Here is a 17,818-nt window from a genome sequence, read left to right on the forward strand (position 1 = left end):
CAGCCTTTAATCTTTCTTTTCCATATTTCCCGTGCCGCCTTCGACAACGCCTTCGCTCTTAGCAACACTCTTAATGGTCCCAAAGAAACAGCGGACATCCAATCCAAAAGACAAATGCTGGACATAGTAGCCGTCCAATTCAGCTTTCTTGGCAATCGGCAACTCATCTCGCCCGTGAATCTGAGCCCATCCCGTCAGACCTGGCAAAACATCATTTGCCCCATAGCGGTCTCGCTCTTCAATCAAATCATACTGATTCCAAAGAGCCGGTCTTGGACCTATGATACTCATGTCACCCACAAAAATATTCCAAATCTGAGGCAACTCATCCAGAGACGTCTTCCTAAGAAACTTCCCAACCTTTGTAATCCATTGCTCAGGATTTTCCAGTAAATGAGTTGGGATATCCTTAGGTGTGTCAATTCGCATCGTTCTGAATTTCAAAATATAGAAATGTTTCTTATGCAGACCGACCCGCTTCTGTTTGAACAAAACTGGTCCTTTTGAATCCAATTTAATAGCGAGTACTAGAAGCAGAAAAAACGGTGATAAGACAATCATTCCTAAGAATGACAAGACTATATCTAATGTTCGTTTAAAAAATTTATACATGATTATCCTAAAAACTTATTGTTGTGCAAACTTTACCAAGCTGTCCTTGAGGTCATTTGCACCAAGAGACAGAAGAGAGTCCACATAGGAATCCACCTCTATCTTAGGCAGCGACTGAACATTCCCTACAAAAATCTTTTCATAGACTTGATCATTGACCTTTTCCTTGGCAGACAAGAGCTCTTCATATAGCTTTTCGCCCGGTCGAATGCCTGCTTCCTGAATCTGAATCTCCTCTTCAGTATGGCCACTGAGTGTGATCATCTTTTTAGCTAGGTCCAAAATTTTCACAGGCTCGCCCATATCCAAGACAAAAACCTCTCCCCCTTGCATCAAGGCTCCAGCCTGAATCACCAAGCGGCTGGCTTCTGGTATCGTCATGAAATAGCGTGTCATTCGAAAGTCCGTCACGGTGATAGGACCTCCCTTGGCAATCTGCTCCTTGAACAAAGGAACAACACTACCTCGGCTGCCCAAAACATTCCCAAAGCGGACAGCTGAGAAAAGAGTCTTTCCTTCTTCATTTAAACTGGTTACGACCATTTCTGCTACACGCTTAGTTGCCCCCATAACATTAGGCGGGTTAACCGCCTTATCTGTAGAAATCATGACAAATTTCGCGACACCAGCTGCTTTTGCTGCTTCTGCTACATTTCGTGTGCCGTAGATATTGTTTTTCACCGCTTCTGTCGGATTATACTCCATCAAGGGAACATGCTTGTGAGCTGCTGCATGATATACTCGATCAGGACGATAGGTTTCCATAATATGGAAAATCCTCTCTCTATCTTGAATATCTGCAATGATTGGAATCAGCTCAATATCATCTTTATAACGGCTTGACAGCTCCTTATGAATCAAATAAATTGAATTTTNTCCATGACCTAGAAGCAGGAGCCTAGCTGGGCAGAATTGAGCAATCTGACGGCAAAGTTCCGAGCCGATAGACCCACCGGCCCCCGTAACAAGAACTGTCTTGCATTTAATATTGGACTTCAAACTTTGCTGATCCAGCTTAACTTCTTTACGCCCTAACAGATCTGCAATATCAATTTCCTGAAGTTTGCTGACAGATAGTTTCCCCGTAATCACCTGTTCATACTTAGGCATGGCATTGACCTTGACCTCCGTTTGTTGGCAGTACTCTACGATTCGCTCGTAATCATCCGGAGCCAATGAAGGAATGGCAATGACAATTTGTTCGACTTCATAATTTCCCACAATTTCAGGTATCTGCTCGGTTGTTCCTACAACTTTTACTCCATGAAGATAGGTATTTTGCTTATTCTTATCATCATCTACAATCGCAACAATCTTTAAATCTTTTGATTTTTGCTGGGCTGTCTTGATAAAGAGACTAGCACCATCCCCTGAACCAACAACAAGGGTCTTCGTCCCATCTACTTTCTTACCCAGTAAGGCTGACGGGTGCTGCACGAATTCATGAATCTCCCGCCAAGTCAGCCTTGAAGCAATAACCAACAAAAATGATAGCAGCATAGAAAGGACAATATATCTACTGTTTGTGGATTCATAAAAAATTTTCTCTGCAATGTATACAATTGAGTAAGCTCCCAAAATTGAGCCCCCCACTCGAAACATTGTTTTATAATCTGTATACCTTGTAATGGTAGAAAAGACATTCGACAGTGTTGCAAATGTCAAATACAGTATAATAATCCCCATTAAAATAGAGACAAAAGACAAATCCGTTATCCCGACATATTTTGCTAAGAAGAATTTTGAAATCCCCTGACTTATACTGAGCAAAATAATATCAACAATAATTAAGATGACTCTTTTTCTCGCTCTTGTCATGTTCCTAATCTCCCAATTATCCTAAAACTCTTTAATCCCTATTTCCCATAATTGCCATAGCTGCCGTATCCCCCATAAGTTCCGTAGGCGCCATAGCGTTCCAAATCAATGTTATATTTATTGAGGACAACACCCAAAAAAGGAGTTCCCGTTTGTTCCAGCTGCTCTTTAGCTTTCATCACTGCTTTTCGTTTGATATGACCTGCTTGTGTCACCAAGAAGCTTGCATCGCATTTCTGAGCGATGATAGCCGCATCAATGACCAGACCAATCGGTGAAGTATCCACAATGATGTAGTCATAACGAACACGTAAGTCCGTCAAAAGCGCATCAAACTGCTTGCTTTGCAAAAGCCCAGTCGGATTAGGTGATACTGGACCAGACAAGATAACATCTAGGTTGTCCAGATCTGTATCATTGATGACTTCGTGCAGGGCAGCCTGTCCTGACAAATAGTCCGTCAGTCCTGATACTTTTCTCTGACTGCTAAACACACCAGACATGACTGAGTTGCGGATATCCGCATCGATCATCAAGGTCTTATGACCAGCTCTGGCAAAGGCGGCCGCGAGATTCACTGAGGTTGTAGACTTTCCTTCATTTGCCGTCACCGAGCTTATTTCGACCATCTTGATATTGGCGCCACTCAGCTGTACATTAGTACTTAGAGCATTGTAGTATTCCTCGGTTAGTTTTACAAGGTTCCTTTTTTTCCTAACTAATTCTAAGGTTGCCATTTTCTCTCCCTTACATTCTGTTCATATCTGGGATAACGCCCAACAGCGTCAAGCCCATGACTTCTTCAATGTCCTCTGGCTTCTTCACCCGATCATCCAGGATTTCGACAGCGATGATAAAGATCGACATCAGGACGCTGCCCCCTAAAAATCCTAAGATAACATTACGCCGAATATTTGGTGAAGAAGGCTCTGCTGGGACTGTTGCTTCTTCCAAAGTTGTCACATCAGAAACTTTTGTCACTTCAATAATTTTCTCAGCAGCGATATTCCGAAAGGCATTGGCAATGCGAGCCGCTTCCTCTGGATTGTCATCTTTAACCGTAATCGAAACGATACGAGTATCCGCCGGAACGGAAACGGTGATGTGACGCGTCAGCTCTCTTGGTGACGTTTGCAGTTTCAACTCACTAATTGCCTGTGACAGAACCGCCTGTGACAGAATGATTTCCTTAAAGTCCTTAACGAGGTATGAACCCGCCTGCAGGTCCTGATTAGTCAAAGCTGCCTGTGTTTCGTTCTGACGGCTGACCACATAGATGCGTGTGGTGCTCTGATACATTTTCTTAGCAATAAAGACGCTGTAGCCAAAAGCCAGCAAAGAAAAGAGCACCGCTCCCAATACGATGGTGAACTTTTTCAGCCATAAGGCTCTCAGCAAGGACAAAATATCGATTTCTACGATTTGCTTTTCTTGTTTTTCCATTTTTCCCCTAAATCAATTCATTTTTCAATAATAATGCTTGGTTGCCGCCAAAGAGGGCTTCTGCCCGGCGAGAACCGTATTTCTTAGCGACGATGTCAAAGGCCTCCTTCATAAAGGGCGGTCTCTGGCTTAGATTGTGCATGTCGCTGGCAACAAAGTGGACCAAGTCCTTCTCCAAAAAGAACTGAGCCCGTTTTTTCATAAATTTATGCGAGTCTCCAAGCAGCTTAGGTTTTAGAACACTGGAGCTGTTAATCTGAGTATAGCAGCCCATATTAATGAGTTCCTGCACCTTCTTTTCATCATTTTCCAGACAGTGATAGCGCTCAATATGAGCAAGGACAGGTGTTAGACCTAAGCGCAAAATCTGAGCCAGACCTGCATGGATGTCTTTATAAGGCGTTGCCATGCTAAACTCAATCAGCACGTAACGTGTGCCAGCTAGACTGGGGAAAATCCCCTTTTCCAACTTATCCGCCACATCACTGGTGTAATAAATCTCTGCCCCATAGAGAACCGTCAAGTCAGGCGCTACAAGCTCTGCCAGTTCTTTTACCATTTTAAAGTTAGCTCTAATGGTCTCCTCAGGCGTTTCAAACATGCCCTTTCTGCGATGAGAGGTAGAGATAATAGTCCGAACTCCCTGTCGATAACTTTCTTCCAGCAGTTTTTTGGAATCCTCAAAATTCTTAGGACCATCGTCCACATCAAAGATAATATGAGAATGGATATCAATCATGGTGTTTTCCCTTCCATTACCTGCTGAATCGCTGCCTTAGCATTATCAAGGCTTTCTGGCTGGATTTCCATCATGTAGAGATTGGAATCTGGCATAGCGTAGGATGGTAGATCCATGCGTCCGTTTCCGCTGATAGCTTGTGACTGAACCTGATAGTTTCCACCTGACTCCAGCTGGGTATTGACCAGATTCATAAGAACAGGCAGCTCCATATTGGTCTGGATAGAGTCCTGCAAGCCGGAAATAATCTCGTTGTAGTTCTTCAAAGCACTGGTTGAAGTCAGCTTTTTAATGACTGCTTCGATAACCTTTTCTTGATTTTTTCCGCGGTCATTGTCGCCCCCCTGAAGAGAGTAACGCTCGCGAACAAAGCCAAGTGCCTGATCTGAGTTCATATGGACTTTCCCTACTGGGAAATGATGATTGCCGTGTCTGCTGGTAAATTCTTGGTCATTTTCAACATCAATCCCTCCCAACAGGTCTACCAGCTTGAGGAAGGAAGTGAAGTTCAGACGAACATAGTAGTCAATGCGAATACCGTAAAGATTTTCCAGCGTATGGACAGAAGCATCTACTCCGTAAATCCCTGCATGGGTCAGCTTGTCCATCTGTTCGCCTCCTCCATCTGCAATCGCCACATAAGAATCACGAGGAGTTGTCGTCAAGAGGACTTTCTTGGTCTTGCGATTGACCGTCATGATGATATTGACATCTGAGCGAGAGACAGATGAAATCGAGCCATAAGTGTCAATACCGCTGACATAGATATTGAAGACATCCGCATCAGCAGCATCGCTGCGCTTGCCTGTCTCTACTTGACGAGTAATTTTATAAGTATAGATTTTCTTTATCTTTGAAGCATAGTCAGCATCGTGAGAGGCCAGCATATCTCCAAACGAGCTATTGAGGGCAATGGCCTCGGTCTCTTGATTGATGAGGGCCTTGTAGGCTGCGATATATGACGAGCTGTTTTCTACAGTTAGTTCTGTCTTTTTAGTCTTCTTGATGTGCTCCAGAAGAGCTGTCACATTGTCCTTATCCCCATTTTCAGTCGGAGCTGTCAGCTTCTTCAGTTGAGTCACATCTGATTTATCGCTGTCTGCTCGGACATAAACCGCCATTTCAATTTCAGAGTAATTTGAAGTGGAGTTCACTCCTCTAGATAAGTCCATCAGCTCCTTGACCCCGTACATAGCTCCTGAGGATACCAGCAAGGTCACAAGCAAAAGCACCGTGGTCAGGACTTTGAACTTATTTTTCCATACAAAGAAGGCTGCCAGTAAAATAACAGCCGCCAAAAGAGCAGACAAAATAAGGTTCAGGTAATGAAACGCCAGAACATTATTTTTAAATATAGAAAAAACAAGCAAACCTGAAACCAAGCTTACCAATGTCAGTAAAGCTGCATTAAAGAGCCTCAGCTTCTTCCCCTTTTTAGAAGCAGGCACATTTCTCCTATGTTGATTCATAATTCTCCCTTTTTCTCCCCTGAGATATAAATACATTTTATTATATCATAAATGCATTATGATACACTAAAATATTTAAAAATATTTTAGTTTTTCCCAAAATTTGTTGACAAAAAAGGACAGTCTGTATTAATTTTCGGTAAATTCTTTCTTTTCTCTCGAAAAACCGATATTTTATACTGTTTTTGACAACAGAAAAAAAGAGGTAAAACCTCTTTTATATAAGTATCTTACTTAGTTTTTAAAGCATCTTATCCCTGTCAACTTGCTCATAGGCCTGGAGGCCATCATTCAGCTTGTCCCAGATGACTACCTTGCCTGACTGAAGGGACTTCTGCACATCAATGATGCGCTGATTGGAAGATCCACGAAACTGTAACATGAGATTCTTCTTGGTAAGGTCAAAACGGCCGTCCACTAGGATGTCAATCAAACTCAGCAGCTCCAGCTTATCCTCCGTTTCCAGCATCATCTCCTCCCAGGTGTAGCCCGTCCAAGACCAGATATCCTTGTCCGGAAGCTCTCTCCGAATCCTCTTGACTAAGGGCAGGAGAATGCCTGTATTGAGAAAAGGCTCGCCGCCTAGGAGGGTCAGCCCCTGCACATAAGGCTCCGCCAAGTCTTTCATAATCTGTTCCTCCAACTCTTGGGTATAAGGAATGCCAGCGTTGAAAGACCAAGTTGCTGCATTATAACAGCCCTCACAGTGAAACATACAGCCGCTGACATAAAGGGAGTTGCGAACACCTTCGCCATCTACAAAGTTAAAAGCCTTATAGTCAATGATTCGCCCCTTGCTCAGCTCCTCACTTTTCCATTCTTGAGGTTTGGGATTGTTCATGACACCTCCCCATCTAACTCTATCCAGTAACGCTGACTTCTGTCTATTGTATTTTCATAAACACCGCCAGCAGAGAGAATCGTGCAGCGGCTGGCTTCGTTGTCTTCATCGCAGGTAATCAGCACTCGTTCTAATCCTTGCTTTCGAGCCTCTGTCAGCCCTAACTCTAGCTGCAACTTAGCCAAGCCCTTCCTGCGTTGACTAGGCCGGATAGAATAGCCAATGTGCCCACCCTCCACAAATAATTTGTCATTCAAGGACAAGCGCAGAGCTAAAAAACCCAGAGGCAAGCCAGTCTCATCAAAGGACAAAAATTGGATGGCAGGAACCCAGCCTGCTGGCAAGTTTGCCACATCTTCCTGCCGTTCTACAATTTTCAACCAATCCTCATAATCCTTTGCTCGCTTCCAAGTGGAGCCCATGCCACCGTGCATATAGGATTTTTCAACATCGAACTCAGCAATCATCTCTAAAATTGCGTCTTTATCTTCCAAAGTTGGTCTTCTTAGCTCCATGTTCCCTCCTTAATCGACATCAATCCAGTAACGCTGACTTCTGTCTATTGTATTTTCATAAACACCGCCAGCGGAGAGAATCGTGCGTCGGCTGGCTTCGTTATCTTCATCACAGGTAATCAGCACTCGTTCCAGTCCTTGCTTTCGAGCCTCTGTCAGCCCTAACTCTAGCTGCAACTTAGCCAAGCCCTTCCTGCGTTGACTAGGCCGGATAGAATAGCCAATGTGCCCACCCTCCACAAATAATTTGTCATTTAAGGACAAGCGCAGAGCTAAAAATCCCAGAGGCAAGCCGGTCTCATCAAAGGACAAAAATTGGATGACAGGAACCCAGTCTGCTGGCAGCTTGGCAGCATCCTCCTGCTGTTCTACAATCTTTAACCAATCCTCATAATCCTTTGCTCGCTTCCAAGTAGACCCCATACCACCGTGCATATAGGATTTTGCAGCATCGAACTCAGCAATCATCTCCAAAATCGCGTCTTTATCTTCTAAAGTTGGTCGTCGTAACCTCATAGGCTTTCCTCAATCTATATCAATCCAATAACGCTCTTTCCCGCCTCGAATATCCTCTAAAGCTCCGCCATTAGCCAGAATCACTGCTCGACTGGCTTCATTGTCACAATCGCAAGTCACTAGGACTCGTTTTATATTTTTACTTTTGGCTACTTGCAAGCCCTGCCGCAGCTGCTCTTTTGCGAGTCCTTTGCCACGCGCACAGGGACGGATACTATAACCGATATGCCCGCCTTCTTGGAGCAAATAGTCATTGAGCCGCAAACGCAGGTTGAGAAAGCCCACAGCCTGACCATCCGCAGCAAAAGAGATTAGTTGGATGTAAGGAACAAAACCTTGCGGCAAGCCTAAACCTACCTCAGCTAGCTGAATAGTCTCCAGCCAGTCCTCGTAGACAAAATCCGCTCCGCCAAAGAAGCCATCCTGTCGGCTACCAGCCGCTTCAAAGTCAGCCAGCATCTCTAAAATCTTTTCCTTGTCTCCTAGTTCCGGTCGTCTCAGCTCCATAGTACCTCCTGATACGAAGAGAGTGAGGCCGCCTTGCGCCCCACTCTGACTTCTATTCTTTCTTGTTCTTTTCTAAAAATTGCTGACGCAGTTTGGCTAATCGTTCTTTTTTGCTGCTGCCGCCCTGCGAATGTTTTTCATGGAAACGCTGCACCTGAGCCTTTCCTTTGTCATCCAATTGATACTTTCCCATCTTAATTTCCTTCGTACTTAATAGTCGAGCCATTCATGTGCTTGACCCGAGCTGATATTTCCTTGTGTCGGCCATTGACCATTGGACGGGCTTGCGGATTTCCTAAGTAGCCGCAGGTCCGCTTGACCACATCGACCGTCTTGGGATCGCTGTTGCCACAGTTTGGACAGGTGAAGCCCCGCTCGGTCGGCGTGAAATCTCCCTCAAAGTTACACTTGTAACAGCGATCAATCGGCGTATTTGTACCTAAGTAACCAACTCGGTCATAGGCATAGTCCCAGACAGCTTCCAGTGCCTTCGGATTTTGCTGCAGCACAGGATATTCACAGTAGTGGATAAAGCCGCCTGAAGCACCCACTTCAGGATAAATCTTCTCAAAGTCCAGCTTTTCAAAAGGCGTTGGATTCTTACGCACATCGTAGTGGAAGGAGTTAGTATAGTATTCCTTGTCGGTAATATCTGGAACAACGCCAAACTTCTCTGTATCCAAACGGCAGAAGCGGTCGGTCAGACTTTCAGATGGCGTCGAGTAGACAGAGAAATGATAGTCATACTGATCTGACCACTCTTGTACCCTACGCTTCATATCTTTGACAATAGCAATCGTAAAGTCCTTGGCTTCTGGATTGGTCTCCCAGTCGCCGCCGTAAAAGACTGCTGCCACTTCATACAGACCGATATAACCTAGGGAAACCGTTGCACGACGGTGAGTAAAGAGCTGGTCTACCTGATCATACTTGCCCAAGCGTTGGCCAAAAGCCCCATACTGATAAAGAATCGGTGCATTGGCTGGACTGGCTTCCTTAGTCCGCTCCACTCGGTAAACCAAAGCATCCTCAGCGATATTCATCCGCTCGTTAAAGAGTTCCCAGAATTTATCTAAATCCCCCTCGGATTCAAGCGCAATCCGCGGCAGATTGACAGTAACGACACCTAGATTCATACGGCCGGAGTTGACTTCCTGACCATTTTCATCCTTCCAGCCTTGCAGGAAAGAACGGCAGCCCATCGGTACCTTGAACGATCCAGTCAAGTCGATAATCTTGTCATAGGAAAGCACATCTGGATACATGCGCTTAGTGGCACACTCCAGAGCCAGTTCTTTGATGTCGTAGTTAGGCGTTCCCGGCTCAAGATTGAGCCCACGCTTAAGGGTGAAAATCAGCTTAGGGAAAATTGCTGTGCGGTGCTCGCTTCCCAGTCCCTTGATACGGATATTGAGAATGGCCTTCTGAATTTCCCGCTCAAAACGATTGGTCCCAAGACCAAAGCCCAGCGAGGTAAAAGGAGTTTGACCGTTAGAGGTAAAGAGAGTATTAATCTCATACTCCAGTGACTGCATGGCATCGTAGATGTCCTTCTTGGTCTTCGCCCAGGCGTACTCTTCCTGCTTATCCAGCAAAACCCATTGCTCCGCATCCTTGAGATGCTTTTGATAATTAAGTTCAGCATAAGGCGCCAAAACTTCATCAATGCGGTCCGCAGAGCAACCTCCGTACTGACTAGAAGCTACATTGGCAATGATTTGCGAGATTTGCGCTGTCGCAGTCTGGATAGACTTGGGACTCTCTACTTCTGCATTCCCAATCTTGAAGCCATTTTTCAGCATGCCGTCAAAGTCAATCAGACAGCAGTTAGTCATCGGTGTATAAGGGCTGTAGTCCAAATCATGGTAGTGGATGTCCCCCTTCTGGTGGGCGTTGGCCACATGAGGCGGCAACATCTTAAGCCCAATGGATTTGCCGACAATCCCAGCTGTCAAATCCCGTTGGGTATTGAAAACATCACTGTCTTTATTAGCATTCTCATTGACTACCGTACGATCTTTGTTGAGAAGCTTGTCAATAGTAAAGTTGATATCAGTCGCTTTTGAGCGCTCAAAATCCCGTTGGGTGCGGTAAGTGATGTAGTTCTCCGCAATAGCGTATTCCTTGGCATTTAAAAGCTCATGCTCAACGATGTTCTGAATCTCATAGATTTTGACATACTTAGCGAAACGACTGCTGATTTCTGCCACAATGCGGTCTGTGATAGCTTCTAATTTGGCTTCCAGCATCGGATTCAGAGGACCGACTTCTTGAGCTGCCCGCACCATAGCCTTATAGATCTTTGACACATCAAAAGCCACCCTGCGGCCATCCCGCTTCTCCACATAAATCGCTGGAGCAGTTTCAAACTTCTCTTCCCGTAAAATCATCATGAACACTTCCTTTTCCTGCCCTTAGGACAAATCAAGTCTCTTCAGACTAGCCGCCTGCTAAGAAATTCCCAAGAAATCTCCGACAGCGGTTTATCCAAAGAACAGTATTTTTTAAATCAGTCGATATAAGTCTCATTATAGCACGTTAAAATTAAAAATCAATATGTTGTGGCAAAAAAGTTATTTTTTCTTTTTATACACAACATATTGATTTTACTACTTAAGTTGATAAAGCTTGAAATGCTTGAGCTTGAGGTCAGCTTCCTTGTAATTTTGGGAAATTAGCTGCTTCACATCTGATAGCAATTTGACATCATTGTTAACCAAAATATACTTGGGCTGACTGTTTTCCAGTCCCTTCTGAAGACCTAGACGATTTTCAGCCGTTCCCACATACAAAGTTGGAGTCAAGAGAGAGACAGCAGATAAGCGGCCGCTCTTTTGATACAGACTAGCCGAGGTATCCCAGGCATAGATAGTATCCCCATCCTTGGTCTTTTCCTTAATATACTGAGCCGCCTCACTTCTTTCAGCAGATACACCGCTGGAAAGGATATACTCATTGACCAAAGGATAGCCAATCAGATAAAAGATGGCTAAGAGCGGCAGAAAGAACTGGCCTGAGAGATAGGAAGTCCACATGGTAGGACGACGGCGATCTCGGCGGTGACGCCCCGGTGCCTGCTGCTTGCCTTTATTGAACCACAAAGCAAAAAGAATCATGGCAAAAGGCAGGGCCGGAAGCAGTTGATAACTGCCTTGATCTGGCAGGATAAAAGCTGCAAAGACAGTAATGAAGAGTCCTAGCAGACCGATAAAGCGCAAGACGCGCAAGCTAGTTGCTTGCCCCTTTTCTCTTGAAAAGAGATTAGCACCCAAAGCAGAAATGAAACCTAGACCAACCGTCAGCAAGCCATAATAAATCAAATTAGAAAGACTATGACTGCCAATCAAGCTGATGGAATCCCAAGCATAGGTCACCTGACTAATCGCCTGGCCAAAGGTTCGATTAGCAACAGTAAAGTAGCCGATAGGATAAAAAATCACTGAGAAGCCAAAGAGACCAGCTAAAAGCTGATAGAAGCCTCGAGCCGCACGCTTGGCTGCGATATTGTAGACCAAAAGCACCAGAGCAGTCAAAGAGTAGAAGACTAGGCTGGAAACCGGATCAATCATAAAAGCGAGGGCTCCAAAAGCTCCATAGGCAATGAACTTTTCATCCTTGATTGAATCCTGCAGATAGCGCACCAAAAAAGATAGATTCCAAAAAATAAAGGGCAGGACAAAAATACTAGAGTAAAGACCGCCAAATCCAAGGGCAAAGACTAGCAGGTAAAAGAGCAGCAGGAGGCTGCGCGATAGATCCTGTTTAGGCTGTAAGAGCACCAAGGTCTTGTACAGAAAAAGTCCGGCCATCCACAGAGCCAGCGTCTGAAAGACCATCCACAAAAGCTGGCCAAAAGCCAGGCTGCTGGTCCAAGCCATCAGATAGTAAAGCAGGCCACTAGTTCCATATATTTGCGAATAAGGCACCTGCCCCTGAGTCATGGCCCAGCCGGCATAGAGGTTCTGGCTTTGTAAATTCGTTGCTAGATTGGTCAAAAAAGGATTGACCACACTCAGCAGGCTGATAGCCAAACTGCACAAGAGCGTCAAAAAATAGGGCGTCGGCTCTGGCTTGATGAATTTTTGCTCAGACCTTTCAGCCCTAGTCAGCTGCTCCTCTGAAACCTCTAAAACTTTTTCTTCCGTTGTATCGTGCATATAAAATATTCTCCTTGATATCAGTCCCATCTAGTATATCAAATTCCTGTCCTCCTGTCAGCTTTCTCTTGACCCTTCTTCTGAGCATTATAGCTTCTAGCCAGCTCCTCCAATTCCCGAAAACAGCGATATTCTCTCGTTTCATAAGCAAGCGGCTGACTGGAAATTTTCTCCATTGTCATCTTAAAAAATTCCTTTATTTTTTACATTCGTAAAAACAGAGCAAAAATCTGTCCCAGTATAAAAGCAAAAATGACAAGAACACATCTCAATACGATTAGAAAAAGCACAAGCAAAAAATCTGAGACTTCCGCCTCAGATTTTCTGTATATTGCTGCAGAATTTGCCAACCTCTGGCATTAGAGCATGGGTGCAAAGAGTTGCATGATTTCTTTGATAAAGCGACGATACCAGCTGCTATCGAGATTTTCAGGAAGAATTTCCTCAGAAGCCTCAAAAATTGCTTCAAAATCTTCCTTGATAGCTGGGATACTCTCCGTATGGTACATCAGGACTGCATTTTCATAATGGTGCACCAGACTGCGGTAGTCAAAGTTAATCGTCCCTACCACAGCAAATTCATCATCAGCCACCACGTTCTTACTGTGGATAAACCCTGGCGTGTACTCAAAGATCTTAACCCCTGCTTCCATTAGATCTGGGTAGGCTCCACGGGTAACAATCTGAATCAGCTTCTTGTCCGGAATGAAAGGAGTCACGATGCGGACATCCACTCCCCGCATAGCAGCATTCTTGATATCCTCCGTCAGGTCATAGTCAATAATCAGATAAGGCGTAGTAATGTAGACATAGTCCGTAGCCTGACTGATAATATTTTGATAGACTGTTTTGCCAACCTGGCCCTTATAAATGGGCTTAGGCCCGCTGCCATAGGGAATGTAAAGCCCTTTGCCTTCAACAGCTTTATTTTCCAGATGGTACTTATCAAAGTCTGTGATTTCCCCGCGGTTGATGTACCAGTTCATGAGAAAGAGCCGCGTCAGAGCCTTGACTGCCCGACCTTCCAAGCGTACACCGCCATCTTTCCAGTGTCCAAAACGAACAATATGATTGATATACTCGTCAGCCAGATTGATACCGCCAGTATAGCCAACCTGACCATCAATCACCAAAATCTTACGGTGGTCACGGTTATTATAGGATACCGTCATCCGCGGAATCACCTTGTTAAACTTATAAGCCTCGATGCCCATCTTGCGCAGCTTACGGGTATAATCGCCCGGCAAAGTAGCCATGCAGCCAATATCATCATAGAGCAGCTTGACTTCAACGCCCTGCGAGGCTTTTTCGACCAAGATATCCAGAACACTGTTCCACATCAGTCCTTCATCGATGATATAAAACTCCAGAAAAATGAATTTCTCAGCAGCCCGCAGATCAGCCAGCATGGCCTCAAACATCGCCTCACCGATGGGAAAATAGCGAGAAGCTGTACCGTCATAGACATCTGCATTATTGTCCATACTCAGCAGTGATTTGATAATACCGTAGGCTGACTTGTTTTTCTTTTTCAGCTGGACACGAAGATCGTAGCTGTTGTCCTCACGAAATTTCATGGAGTCCATATTTTCCAGCTGGATCATTTCTTTTTTAGACAGCCGTCGCTCGCCAAACATCAGATAGAGCAGGAAGCCAAAGATTGGCACCACCGCAATCAGGAGCCAGGTCACCTTGCTCTCCGGCGGCATATTGCGGTTGACAATGGCTAAAATGGTCCCAATATACAGGAAGACAATCATGACCACTGACAGCCAGTTGGGTGCAATCTCATTAAAATAGAAAAACGCAACAAAGACAAAGACCAGCTCCAGCAGCATAATAATAATGCTGAAACCGTATTTTGACATTAATAAGCGGAATTTCCTGAAAGTCATACACTCTCCTATCTCATTGCATATATTCTAGTATATCAGTAAAACTGCCTTAAAACAACGTTTATATCAATGCAAATCGTATTTCTGGCTGATGAAAAACCAAGCACAGCTTTTGAATACCACTATCCTCAAAATTTCACTACAAGATTACAACTGATAAAAGGAAAAGCCCTATTCAAGACAGGGCTCTTTCATCATTGTTTGGTAAAGACCAGTGTGTCATCATCATAAGGCTCTTGGGAAAGATCCTCAATTGTCAGCTGATTGCCCTCAATGCGATAGCGCTTGACATCATCTCCAATGACCATAGTCTGGTTGGTAGCATCAATCTGAACCTGTTCAATTTCCTGATCACCATCCGCTTCGACCTTGGTTAGCTGGCCAGTAGTGCCCGAAATCTGCAAGGTCAGCTGATCGCCTTCATGACTTGTCTGGTAGCTGCCATCCAGCTCACCATTGGCTGCTTGCTCGGAAGAAGACGCTGAAGCAGATGAGCTGTTATTGGCCGCACTTGACGTGCTAGCTACCGACGAAGACTCTGCTGTCTTGCTGGAAGCGACTGACTGAGACTGAGAGGAAGGTGCCGTCTGGTTCTGATTAGAGCCGCAAGCTGTCAAAGCCAAAACAGCCACAGCAGTTAGACCTGAAAACATTAACTTTTTAGAAATCGCCATAGTATTCTCCTTTTTCTTCTGTCTTTATTGTACCAAAGCAGGACTCCGGCGGTCAATTTATAAACTTGTCAAATAAGCTCTGACTTCTGCAATAAAATAGAGAGAGCCCGTAATGAAAAGCAGCTGATTATCGTTTTGCCTCTCCTGAAAATTCTGAATAAGCTGACGATAATCCTCTATGTAGAAGAAGCCTTCCGCTTCGGCTTGACCAAGGGAATCTCCGTCAGAAAAGGAAGTAACCGTCAACTGAACATCTGGCAGAGCCTCTCGCAGATAAGCCAGCATAGCGCTATAGTCCTTACGCTTAAGAGCACCGAAAAGAAGCAAGCACTCTTTGTCATTCTGGCTCTGGATAAACTCTACTAACCTTCCCAGCGCAGGCAGATTATGAGCCCCATCTAGATAAATACCTGGACTGGCTTCTTCCAAACGCCCTGCCCATCGAGTCTCCTGCAAGGCTGTCCGAATCTTAGCAGAATCTATCTCCCAGCCCTGCTGCTGCATGAAGAGCAGGAATGCCTGCAGAGCCAGCCCTGCATTTTCCTCCTGATAGCCTCCCTTAAGTCCCAGTTCAAGATTGGGTAGGGTCATAGTCGAATTGGAAAAAGACTGATTCGTCAGAGAAAAATCACGACCATACTGATAGAGTTCTATTCCCAGCTCCTCAGCTCGCTGTTCACAAACCAATCGCGCTTCCTCTGGCAGCGGCCCGATGACCGCTGGTCGCCCCGGCTTGAAAATCCCTGCCTTTTGCTCTGCTATCGCCGTCAAGCTCCTTCCCAGAGTCTCCTGATGGTCCAAGCCCACAGAACTGATGACCGCAATATCTCCCGTAATGACATTAGTCGTGTCTAAGAGTCCGCCGATTCCCACCTCAATCAGGGCTATGTCCACTTCCTGCTCCTTGAAATAGAGAAAGGCAATCAAGGTCAGAATTTCAAAATAGGACAGCTGGTCATGACTTTTGAGCAGTTCTTGCTCCATCTTTTGCACCGCTTGACCCAGACGGATAAAATCAGCTGGAGCAATCGGTTGACCGTTAATACAAATCCGATCGTGAATACTAATCATATGAGGCGAGGTAAAACTCCCTGTCTTGCGACCATGCCCCGCAAACAGCTGACGCATAAAAGCAATAGTAGAACCTTTGCCATTTGTACCAGTTACATGAATCGTTGGATAGCTCCGCTCAGGATTCCCCAAAAGAGTCACTGCCTGCTGCATCCGCCCTAGACCCGAACGAAAGTTTAGACCAATTCGGCTGTTCAGCCATTCTTCAATTTCATTCATTTTCTTACCCAAAAAAGAGCAGCGAAGCAGAATTCAAATCTGAATTGCAACTCGCTCCTCTTTCTAATGTTTATCATAATGCACGCTGGAAAAGAGCCAAGGCTTGGCTACTTCCTTCTTCTGTCAAGTTTAGCTAGCTTTTCACCCGCACTTGTCCATTTCTAGAAATGAGACTAGGCTAGTCTTACTCCTCCATAAAGCTATTGAAGACTTCTTCAATCATATCCCATTCAGCATCTGAGTCTTCTGGGATTGGCTGCAAGTCACCTTCTGTGCCATCTTCATTTTCGGTAAAGGAATAAGCTTGAATCTCTACTTCACCATTCTCATCTTCTTCCGCATTAGCCGGAATCAAAAGAACATAATTCTTGCCAAACTCTTCCTTACCATCAATGGTCAAAAGAATTTCAAATAAAGTTTCGTTCCCTTGCTCGTCAACCAAGGTGATTAATTCACGCTCTTCATGCTCGTGGTCATGGTTATGATCATGTGTCATACTAGTGTCTCCTTCATTTCTTTTCTAAAAATTTCGATCCAGATAATTCTGCAAAATCAGCTGCGCGGCTAGCTTATCAATAACTTTCTTGCGCTTGCTGCGGCTAATGTCCGCCTGCTCCACCAGCATGCGCTCAGCAGCCACCGTCGTCAGACGCTCATCCTGATAGTCAACCGGCAGACCAAACAGCTCAGCAACCCGCTGGCCATAAGCCTGACTAGCCTCTACTCGAGGTCCGCTGGTATTGTTCATATTCTTAGGCAGGCCAATAACAAACTTATCAACCTTATACTCTTTCACCAGCTCGCCCAAGCGCTCTAGGCCAAATTCGCCCTTATCTTCATGAATCGGAATAATCTCCAGTCCTTGAGCCGTAAAACCAAGAGGATCACTAATAGCAACCCCAACCGTTTTCGAGCCCACATCTAATCCCATAATTCTCATTAGAGATCGACGCCTTGTCCTTTCAAATAATAACGAACCAACTCCTCAACAATCTCATCGCGCTCATATTTGCGGATTTGATTGCGGGCGTTGTTATAGCGAGGTACGTACGCAGGATCACCACTGAGTACGTATCCCACGATTTGATTGATTGGATTGTATCCTTTTTCATTGAGCGACTTGTAGACATCGGTCAAAGTCTCGCTAATTTCCTTTTTATTTGAATCATCGAGATTAAAACGTACTGTTTCATCTGTAAATCCCACAATTACACCCTCTTTCTTTAGAATATCCCTATTATAGCATAATTATAGGCTTTTCACAAATTTAATTCACCCGAATTTTCCTAATTTTTCAATAAGCTTTAGCTAATATTTATCCGAAGTCTGGCTCTAAAATCCA

20 protein-coding genes are annotated in these 17,818 nt (G+C 44.7%); all 20 read right to left on the reverse strand.

What is annotated here, in order from left to right; all coding sequences use genetic code 11:
- Positions 1 to 6: 6 nt before the first annotated feature.
- Positions 7 to 612: a sugar transferase gene (locus D8886_RS01705; protein WP_125434029.1), complete on the reverse strand. Its 606-nt coding sequence runs from the start codon at positions 610 to 612 to the stop codon at positions 7 to 9.
- A gap of 15 nt (positions 613 to 627) precedes the next feature.
- Complete coding sequence (locus tag D8886_RS01710) at positions 628 to 2,430, reverse strand: polysaccharide biosynthesis protein (RefSeq protein ID WP_125434030.1); 1,803 nt, start codon at positions 2,428 to 2,430, stop codon at positions 628 to 630.
- Positions 2,431 to 2,468: 38 nt separating this feature from the next.
- Complete coding sequence (locus D8886_RS01715) at positions 2,469 to 3,167, reverse strand: polysaccharide biosynthesis tyrosine autokinase (RefSeq protein ID WP_002911466.1); 699 nt, start codon at positions 3,165 to 3,167, stop codon at positions 2,469 to 2,471.
- A 10-nt stretch (positions 3,168 to 3,177) separates the two neighbouring features.
- A complete protein-coding gene (locus tag D8886_RS01720; protein ID WP_002894051.1) occupies positions 3,178 to 3,873 on the reverse strand; it encodes a Wzz/FepE/Etk N-terminal domain-containing protein in 696 nt (231 codons plus the stop codon).
- A gap of 7 nt (positions 3,874 to 3,880) precedes the next feature.
- Entirely contained in the window at positions 3,881 to 4,612 is a 732-nt protein-coding gene (gene cps4B, locus D8886_RS01725) for a capsular polysaccharide biosynthesis protein Cps4B (protein WP_004184392.1), read from the reverse strand.
- Positions 4,609 to 6,081 (reverse strand): LCP family glycopolymer transferase CpsA, encoded by a 1,473-nt coding sequence (gene cpsA / locus D8886_RS01730; RefSeq protein WP_444473621.1) that lies wholly within the window; start codon positions 6,079 to 6,081, stop codon positions 4,609 to 4,611. Before cpsA ends, cps4B begins: the two co-directional genes overlap by 4 nt.
- Positions 6,082 to 6,322: 241 nt before the next feature.
- Complete coding sequence (gene nrdG, locus D8886_RS01735; RefSeq protein WP_125434032.1) at positions 6,323 to 6,922, reverse strand: anaerobic ribonucleoside-triphosphate reductase activating protein; 600 nt, start codon at positions 6,920 to 6,922, stop codon at positions 6,323 to 6,325.
- Positions 6,919 to 7,437, reverse strand: coding sequence for a GNAT family N-acetyltransferase (locus D8886_RS01740; protein ID WP_125434033.1), 519 nt, complete (start codon positions 7,435 to 7,437; stop codon positions 6,919 to 6,921). Before D8886_RS01740 ends, nrdG begins: the two co-directional genes overlap by 4 nt.
- A 9-nt stretch (positions 7,438 to 7,446) precedes the next feature.
- Positions 7,447 to 7,953 carry a GNAT family N-acetyltransferase gene (locus D8886_RS01745; RefSeq protein WP_125434034.1) on the reverse strand — a complete coding sequence of 169 codons (507 nt, stop codon included), beginning with the start codon at positions 7,951 to 7,953 and terminating at the stop codon, positions 7,447 to 7,449.
- A gap of 9 nt (positions 7,954 to 7,962) precedes the next feature.
- Positions 7,963 to 8,460 (reverse strand): GNAT family N-acetyltransferase, encoded by a 498-nt coding sequence (locus tag D8886_RS01750; RefSeq protein WP_125434035.1) that lies wholly within the window; start codon positions 8,458 to 8,460, stop codon positions 7,963 to 7,965.
- 52 nt (positions 8,461 to 8,512) lie between these two features.
- A complete protein-coding gene (locus D8886_RS01755; RefSeq protein WP_165442207.1) occupies positions 8,513 to 8,653 on the reverse strand; it encodes a hypothetical protein in 141 nt (46 codons plus the stop codon).
- Between the two features lies 1 nt (position 8,654).
- Entirely contained in the window at positions 8,655 to 10,850 is a 2,196-nt protein-coding gene (gene nrdD, locus D8886_RS01760; RefSeq protein ID WP_125434094.1) for an anaerobic ribonucleoside-triphosphate reductase, read from the reverse strand.
- Between the two features lie 219 nt (positions 10,851 to 11,069).
- Entirely contained in the window at positions 11,070 to 12,617 is a 1,548-nt protein-coding gene (locus D8886_RS01765; RefSeq protein WP_125434036.1) for a heme transporter CcmD, read from the reverse strand.
- 38 nt (positions 12,618 to 12,655) lie between these two features.
- Positions 12,656 to 12,799: a hypothetical protein gene (locus D8886_RS01770; RefSeq protein ID WP_002899268.1), complete on the reverse strand. Its 144-nt coding sequence runs from the start codon at positions 12,797 to 12,799 to the stop codon at positions 12,656 to 12,658.
- Positions 12,800 to 12,976: 177 nt separating this feature from the next.
- Positions 12,977 to 14,512 carry a cardiolipin synthase gene (gene cls / locus D8886_RS01775; RefSeq protein ID WP_125434037.1) on the reverse strand — a complete coding sequence of 512 codons (1,536 nt, stop codon included), beginning with the start codon at positions 14,510 to 14,512 and terminating at the stop codon, positions 12,977 to 12,979.
- A gap of 194 nt (positions 14,513 to 14,706) precedes the next feature.
- Positions 14,707 to 15,186: an SP_0198 family lipoprotein gene (locus D8886_RS01780; protein WP_125434038.1), complete on the reverse strand. Its 480-nt coding sequence runs from the start codon at positions 15,184 to 15,186 to the stop codon at positions 14,707 to 14,709.
- Positions 15,187 to 15,243: 57 nt separating this feature from the next.
- Positions 15,244 to 16,476 carry a bifunctional folylpolyglutamate synthase/dihydrofolate synthase gene (locus D8886_RS01785; protein WP_125434039.1) on the reverse strand — a complete coding sequence of 411 codons (1,233 nt, stop codon included), beginning with the start codon at positions 16,474 to 16,476 and terminating at the stop codon, positions 15,244 to 15,246.
- A 184-nt stretch (positions 16,477 to 16,660) separates the two neighbouring features.
- Positions 16,661 to 16,972: a DUF1292 domain-containing protein gene (locus D8886_RS01790; RefSeq protein WP_002894073.1), complete on the reverse strand. Its 312-nt coding sequence runs from the start codon at positions 16,970 to 16,972 to the stop codon at positions 16,661 to 16,663.
- A 24-nt stretch (positions 16,973 to 16,996) separates the two neighbouring features.
- Positions 16,997 to 17,416 (reverse strand): Holliday junction resolvase RuvX, encoded by a 420-nt coding sequence (gene ruvX / locus D8886_RS01795; RefSeq protein ID WP_002911439.1) that lies wholly within the window; start codon positions 17,414 to 17,416, stop codon positions 16,997 to 16,999.
- A complete protein-coding gene (locus tag D8886_RS01800; RefSeq protein ID WP_002894075.1) occupies positions 17,416 to 17,682 on the reverse strand; it encodes an IreB family regulatory phosphoprotein in 267 nt (88 codons plus the stop codon). The genes ruvX and D8886_RS01800 overlap by 1 nt, the downstream gene beginning before the upstream one ends.
- Between the last annotated feature and the right edge of the window lie 136 nt (positions 17,683 to 17,818).

Source organism: Streptococcus sanguinis, from assembly GCF_003943655.1.
In the GTDB taxonomy this organism is placed as follows: Bacteria; Bacillota; Bacilli; order Lactobacillales; family Streptococcaceae; genus Streptococcus; species Streptococcus sanguinis_F.

What these genes read in the sequence shown, in the direction of transcription:
- D8886_RS01705 (WP_125434029.1), bottom strand. Translation starts at nt 612, where the DNA reads ATGTATAAATTTTTTAAACGAACATTAGATATAGTCTTGTCATTCTTA.
- D8886_RS01715 (WP_002911466.1), bottom strand. Translation starts at nt 3,167, where the DNA reads ATGGCAACCTTAGAATTAGTTAGGAAAAAAAGGAACCTTGTAAAACTA.
- D8886_RS01720 (WP_002894051.1), bottom strand. Translation starts at nt 3,873, where the DNA reads ATGGAAAAACAAGAAAAGCAAATCGTAGAAATCGATATTTTGTCCTTG.
- cps4B (WP_004184392.1), bottom strand. Translation starts at nt 4,612, where the DNA reads ATGATTGATATCCATTCTCATATTATCTTTGATGTGGACGATGGTCCT.
- cpsA (WP_444473621.1), bottom strand. Translation starts at nt 6,081, where the DNA reads ATGAATCAACATAGGAGAAATGTGCCTGCTTCTAAAAAGGGGAAGAAG.
- nrdG (WP_125434032.1), bottom strand. Translation starts at nt 6,922, where the DNA reads ATGAACAATCCCAAACCTCAAGAATGGAAAAGTGAGGAGCTGAGCAAG.
- D8886_RS01740 (WP_125434033.1), bottom strand. Translation starts at nt 7,437, where the DNA reads ATGGAGCTAAGAAGACCAACTTTGGAAGATAAAGACGCAATTTTAGAG.
- D8886_RS01745 (WP_125434034.1), bottom strand. Translation starts at nt 7,953, where the DNA reads ATGAGGTTACGACGACCAACTTTAGAAGATAAAGACGCGATTTTGGAG.
- D8886_RS01750 (WP_125434035.1), bottom strand. Translation starts at nt 8,460, where the DNA reads ATGGAGCTGAGACGACCGGAACTAGGAGACAAGGAAAAGATTTTAGAG.
- D8886_RS01755 (WP_165442207.1), bottom strand. Translation starts at nt 8,653, where the DNA reads ATGGGAAAGTATCAATTGGATGACAAAGGAAAGGCTCAGGTGCAGCGT.
- nrdD (WP_125434094.1), bottom strand. Translation starts at nt 10,850, where the DNA reads ATGATTTTACGGGAAGAGAAGTTTGAAACTGCTCCAGCGATTTATGTG.
- D8886_RS01765 (WP_125434036.1), bottom strand. Translation starts at nt 12,617, where the DNA reads ATGCACGATACAACGGAAGAAAAAGTTTTAGAGGTTTCAGAGGAGCAG.
- D8886_RS01770 (WP_002899268.1), bottom strand. Translation starts at nt 12,799, where the DNA reads ATGACAATGGAGAAAATTTCCAGTCAGCCGCTTGCTTATGAAACGAGA.
- cls (WP_125434037.1), bottom strand. Translation starts at nt 14,512, where the DNA reads ATGACTTTCAGGAAATTCCGCTTATTAATGTCAAAATACGGTTTCAGC.
- D8886_RS01780 (WP_125434038.1), bottom strand. Translation starts at nt 15,186, where the DNA reads ATGGCGATTTCTAAAAAGTTAATGTTTTCAGGTCTAACTGCTGTGGCT.
- D8886_RS01785 (WP_125434039.1), bottom strand. Translation starts at nt 16,476, where the DNA reads ATGAATGAAATTGAAGAATGGCTGAACAGCCGAATTGGTCTAAACTTT.
- D8886_RS01790 (WP_002894073.1), bottom strand. Translation starts at nt 16,972, where the DNA reads ATGACACATGATCATAACCATGACCACGAGCATGAAGAGCGTGAATTA.
- ruvX (WP_002911439.1), bottom strand. Translation starts at nt 17,416, where the DNA reads ATGAGAATTATGGGATTAGATGTGGGCTCGAAAACGGTTGGGGTTGCT.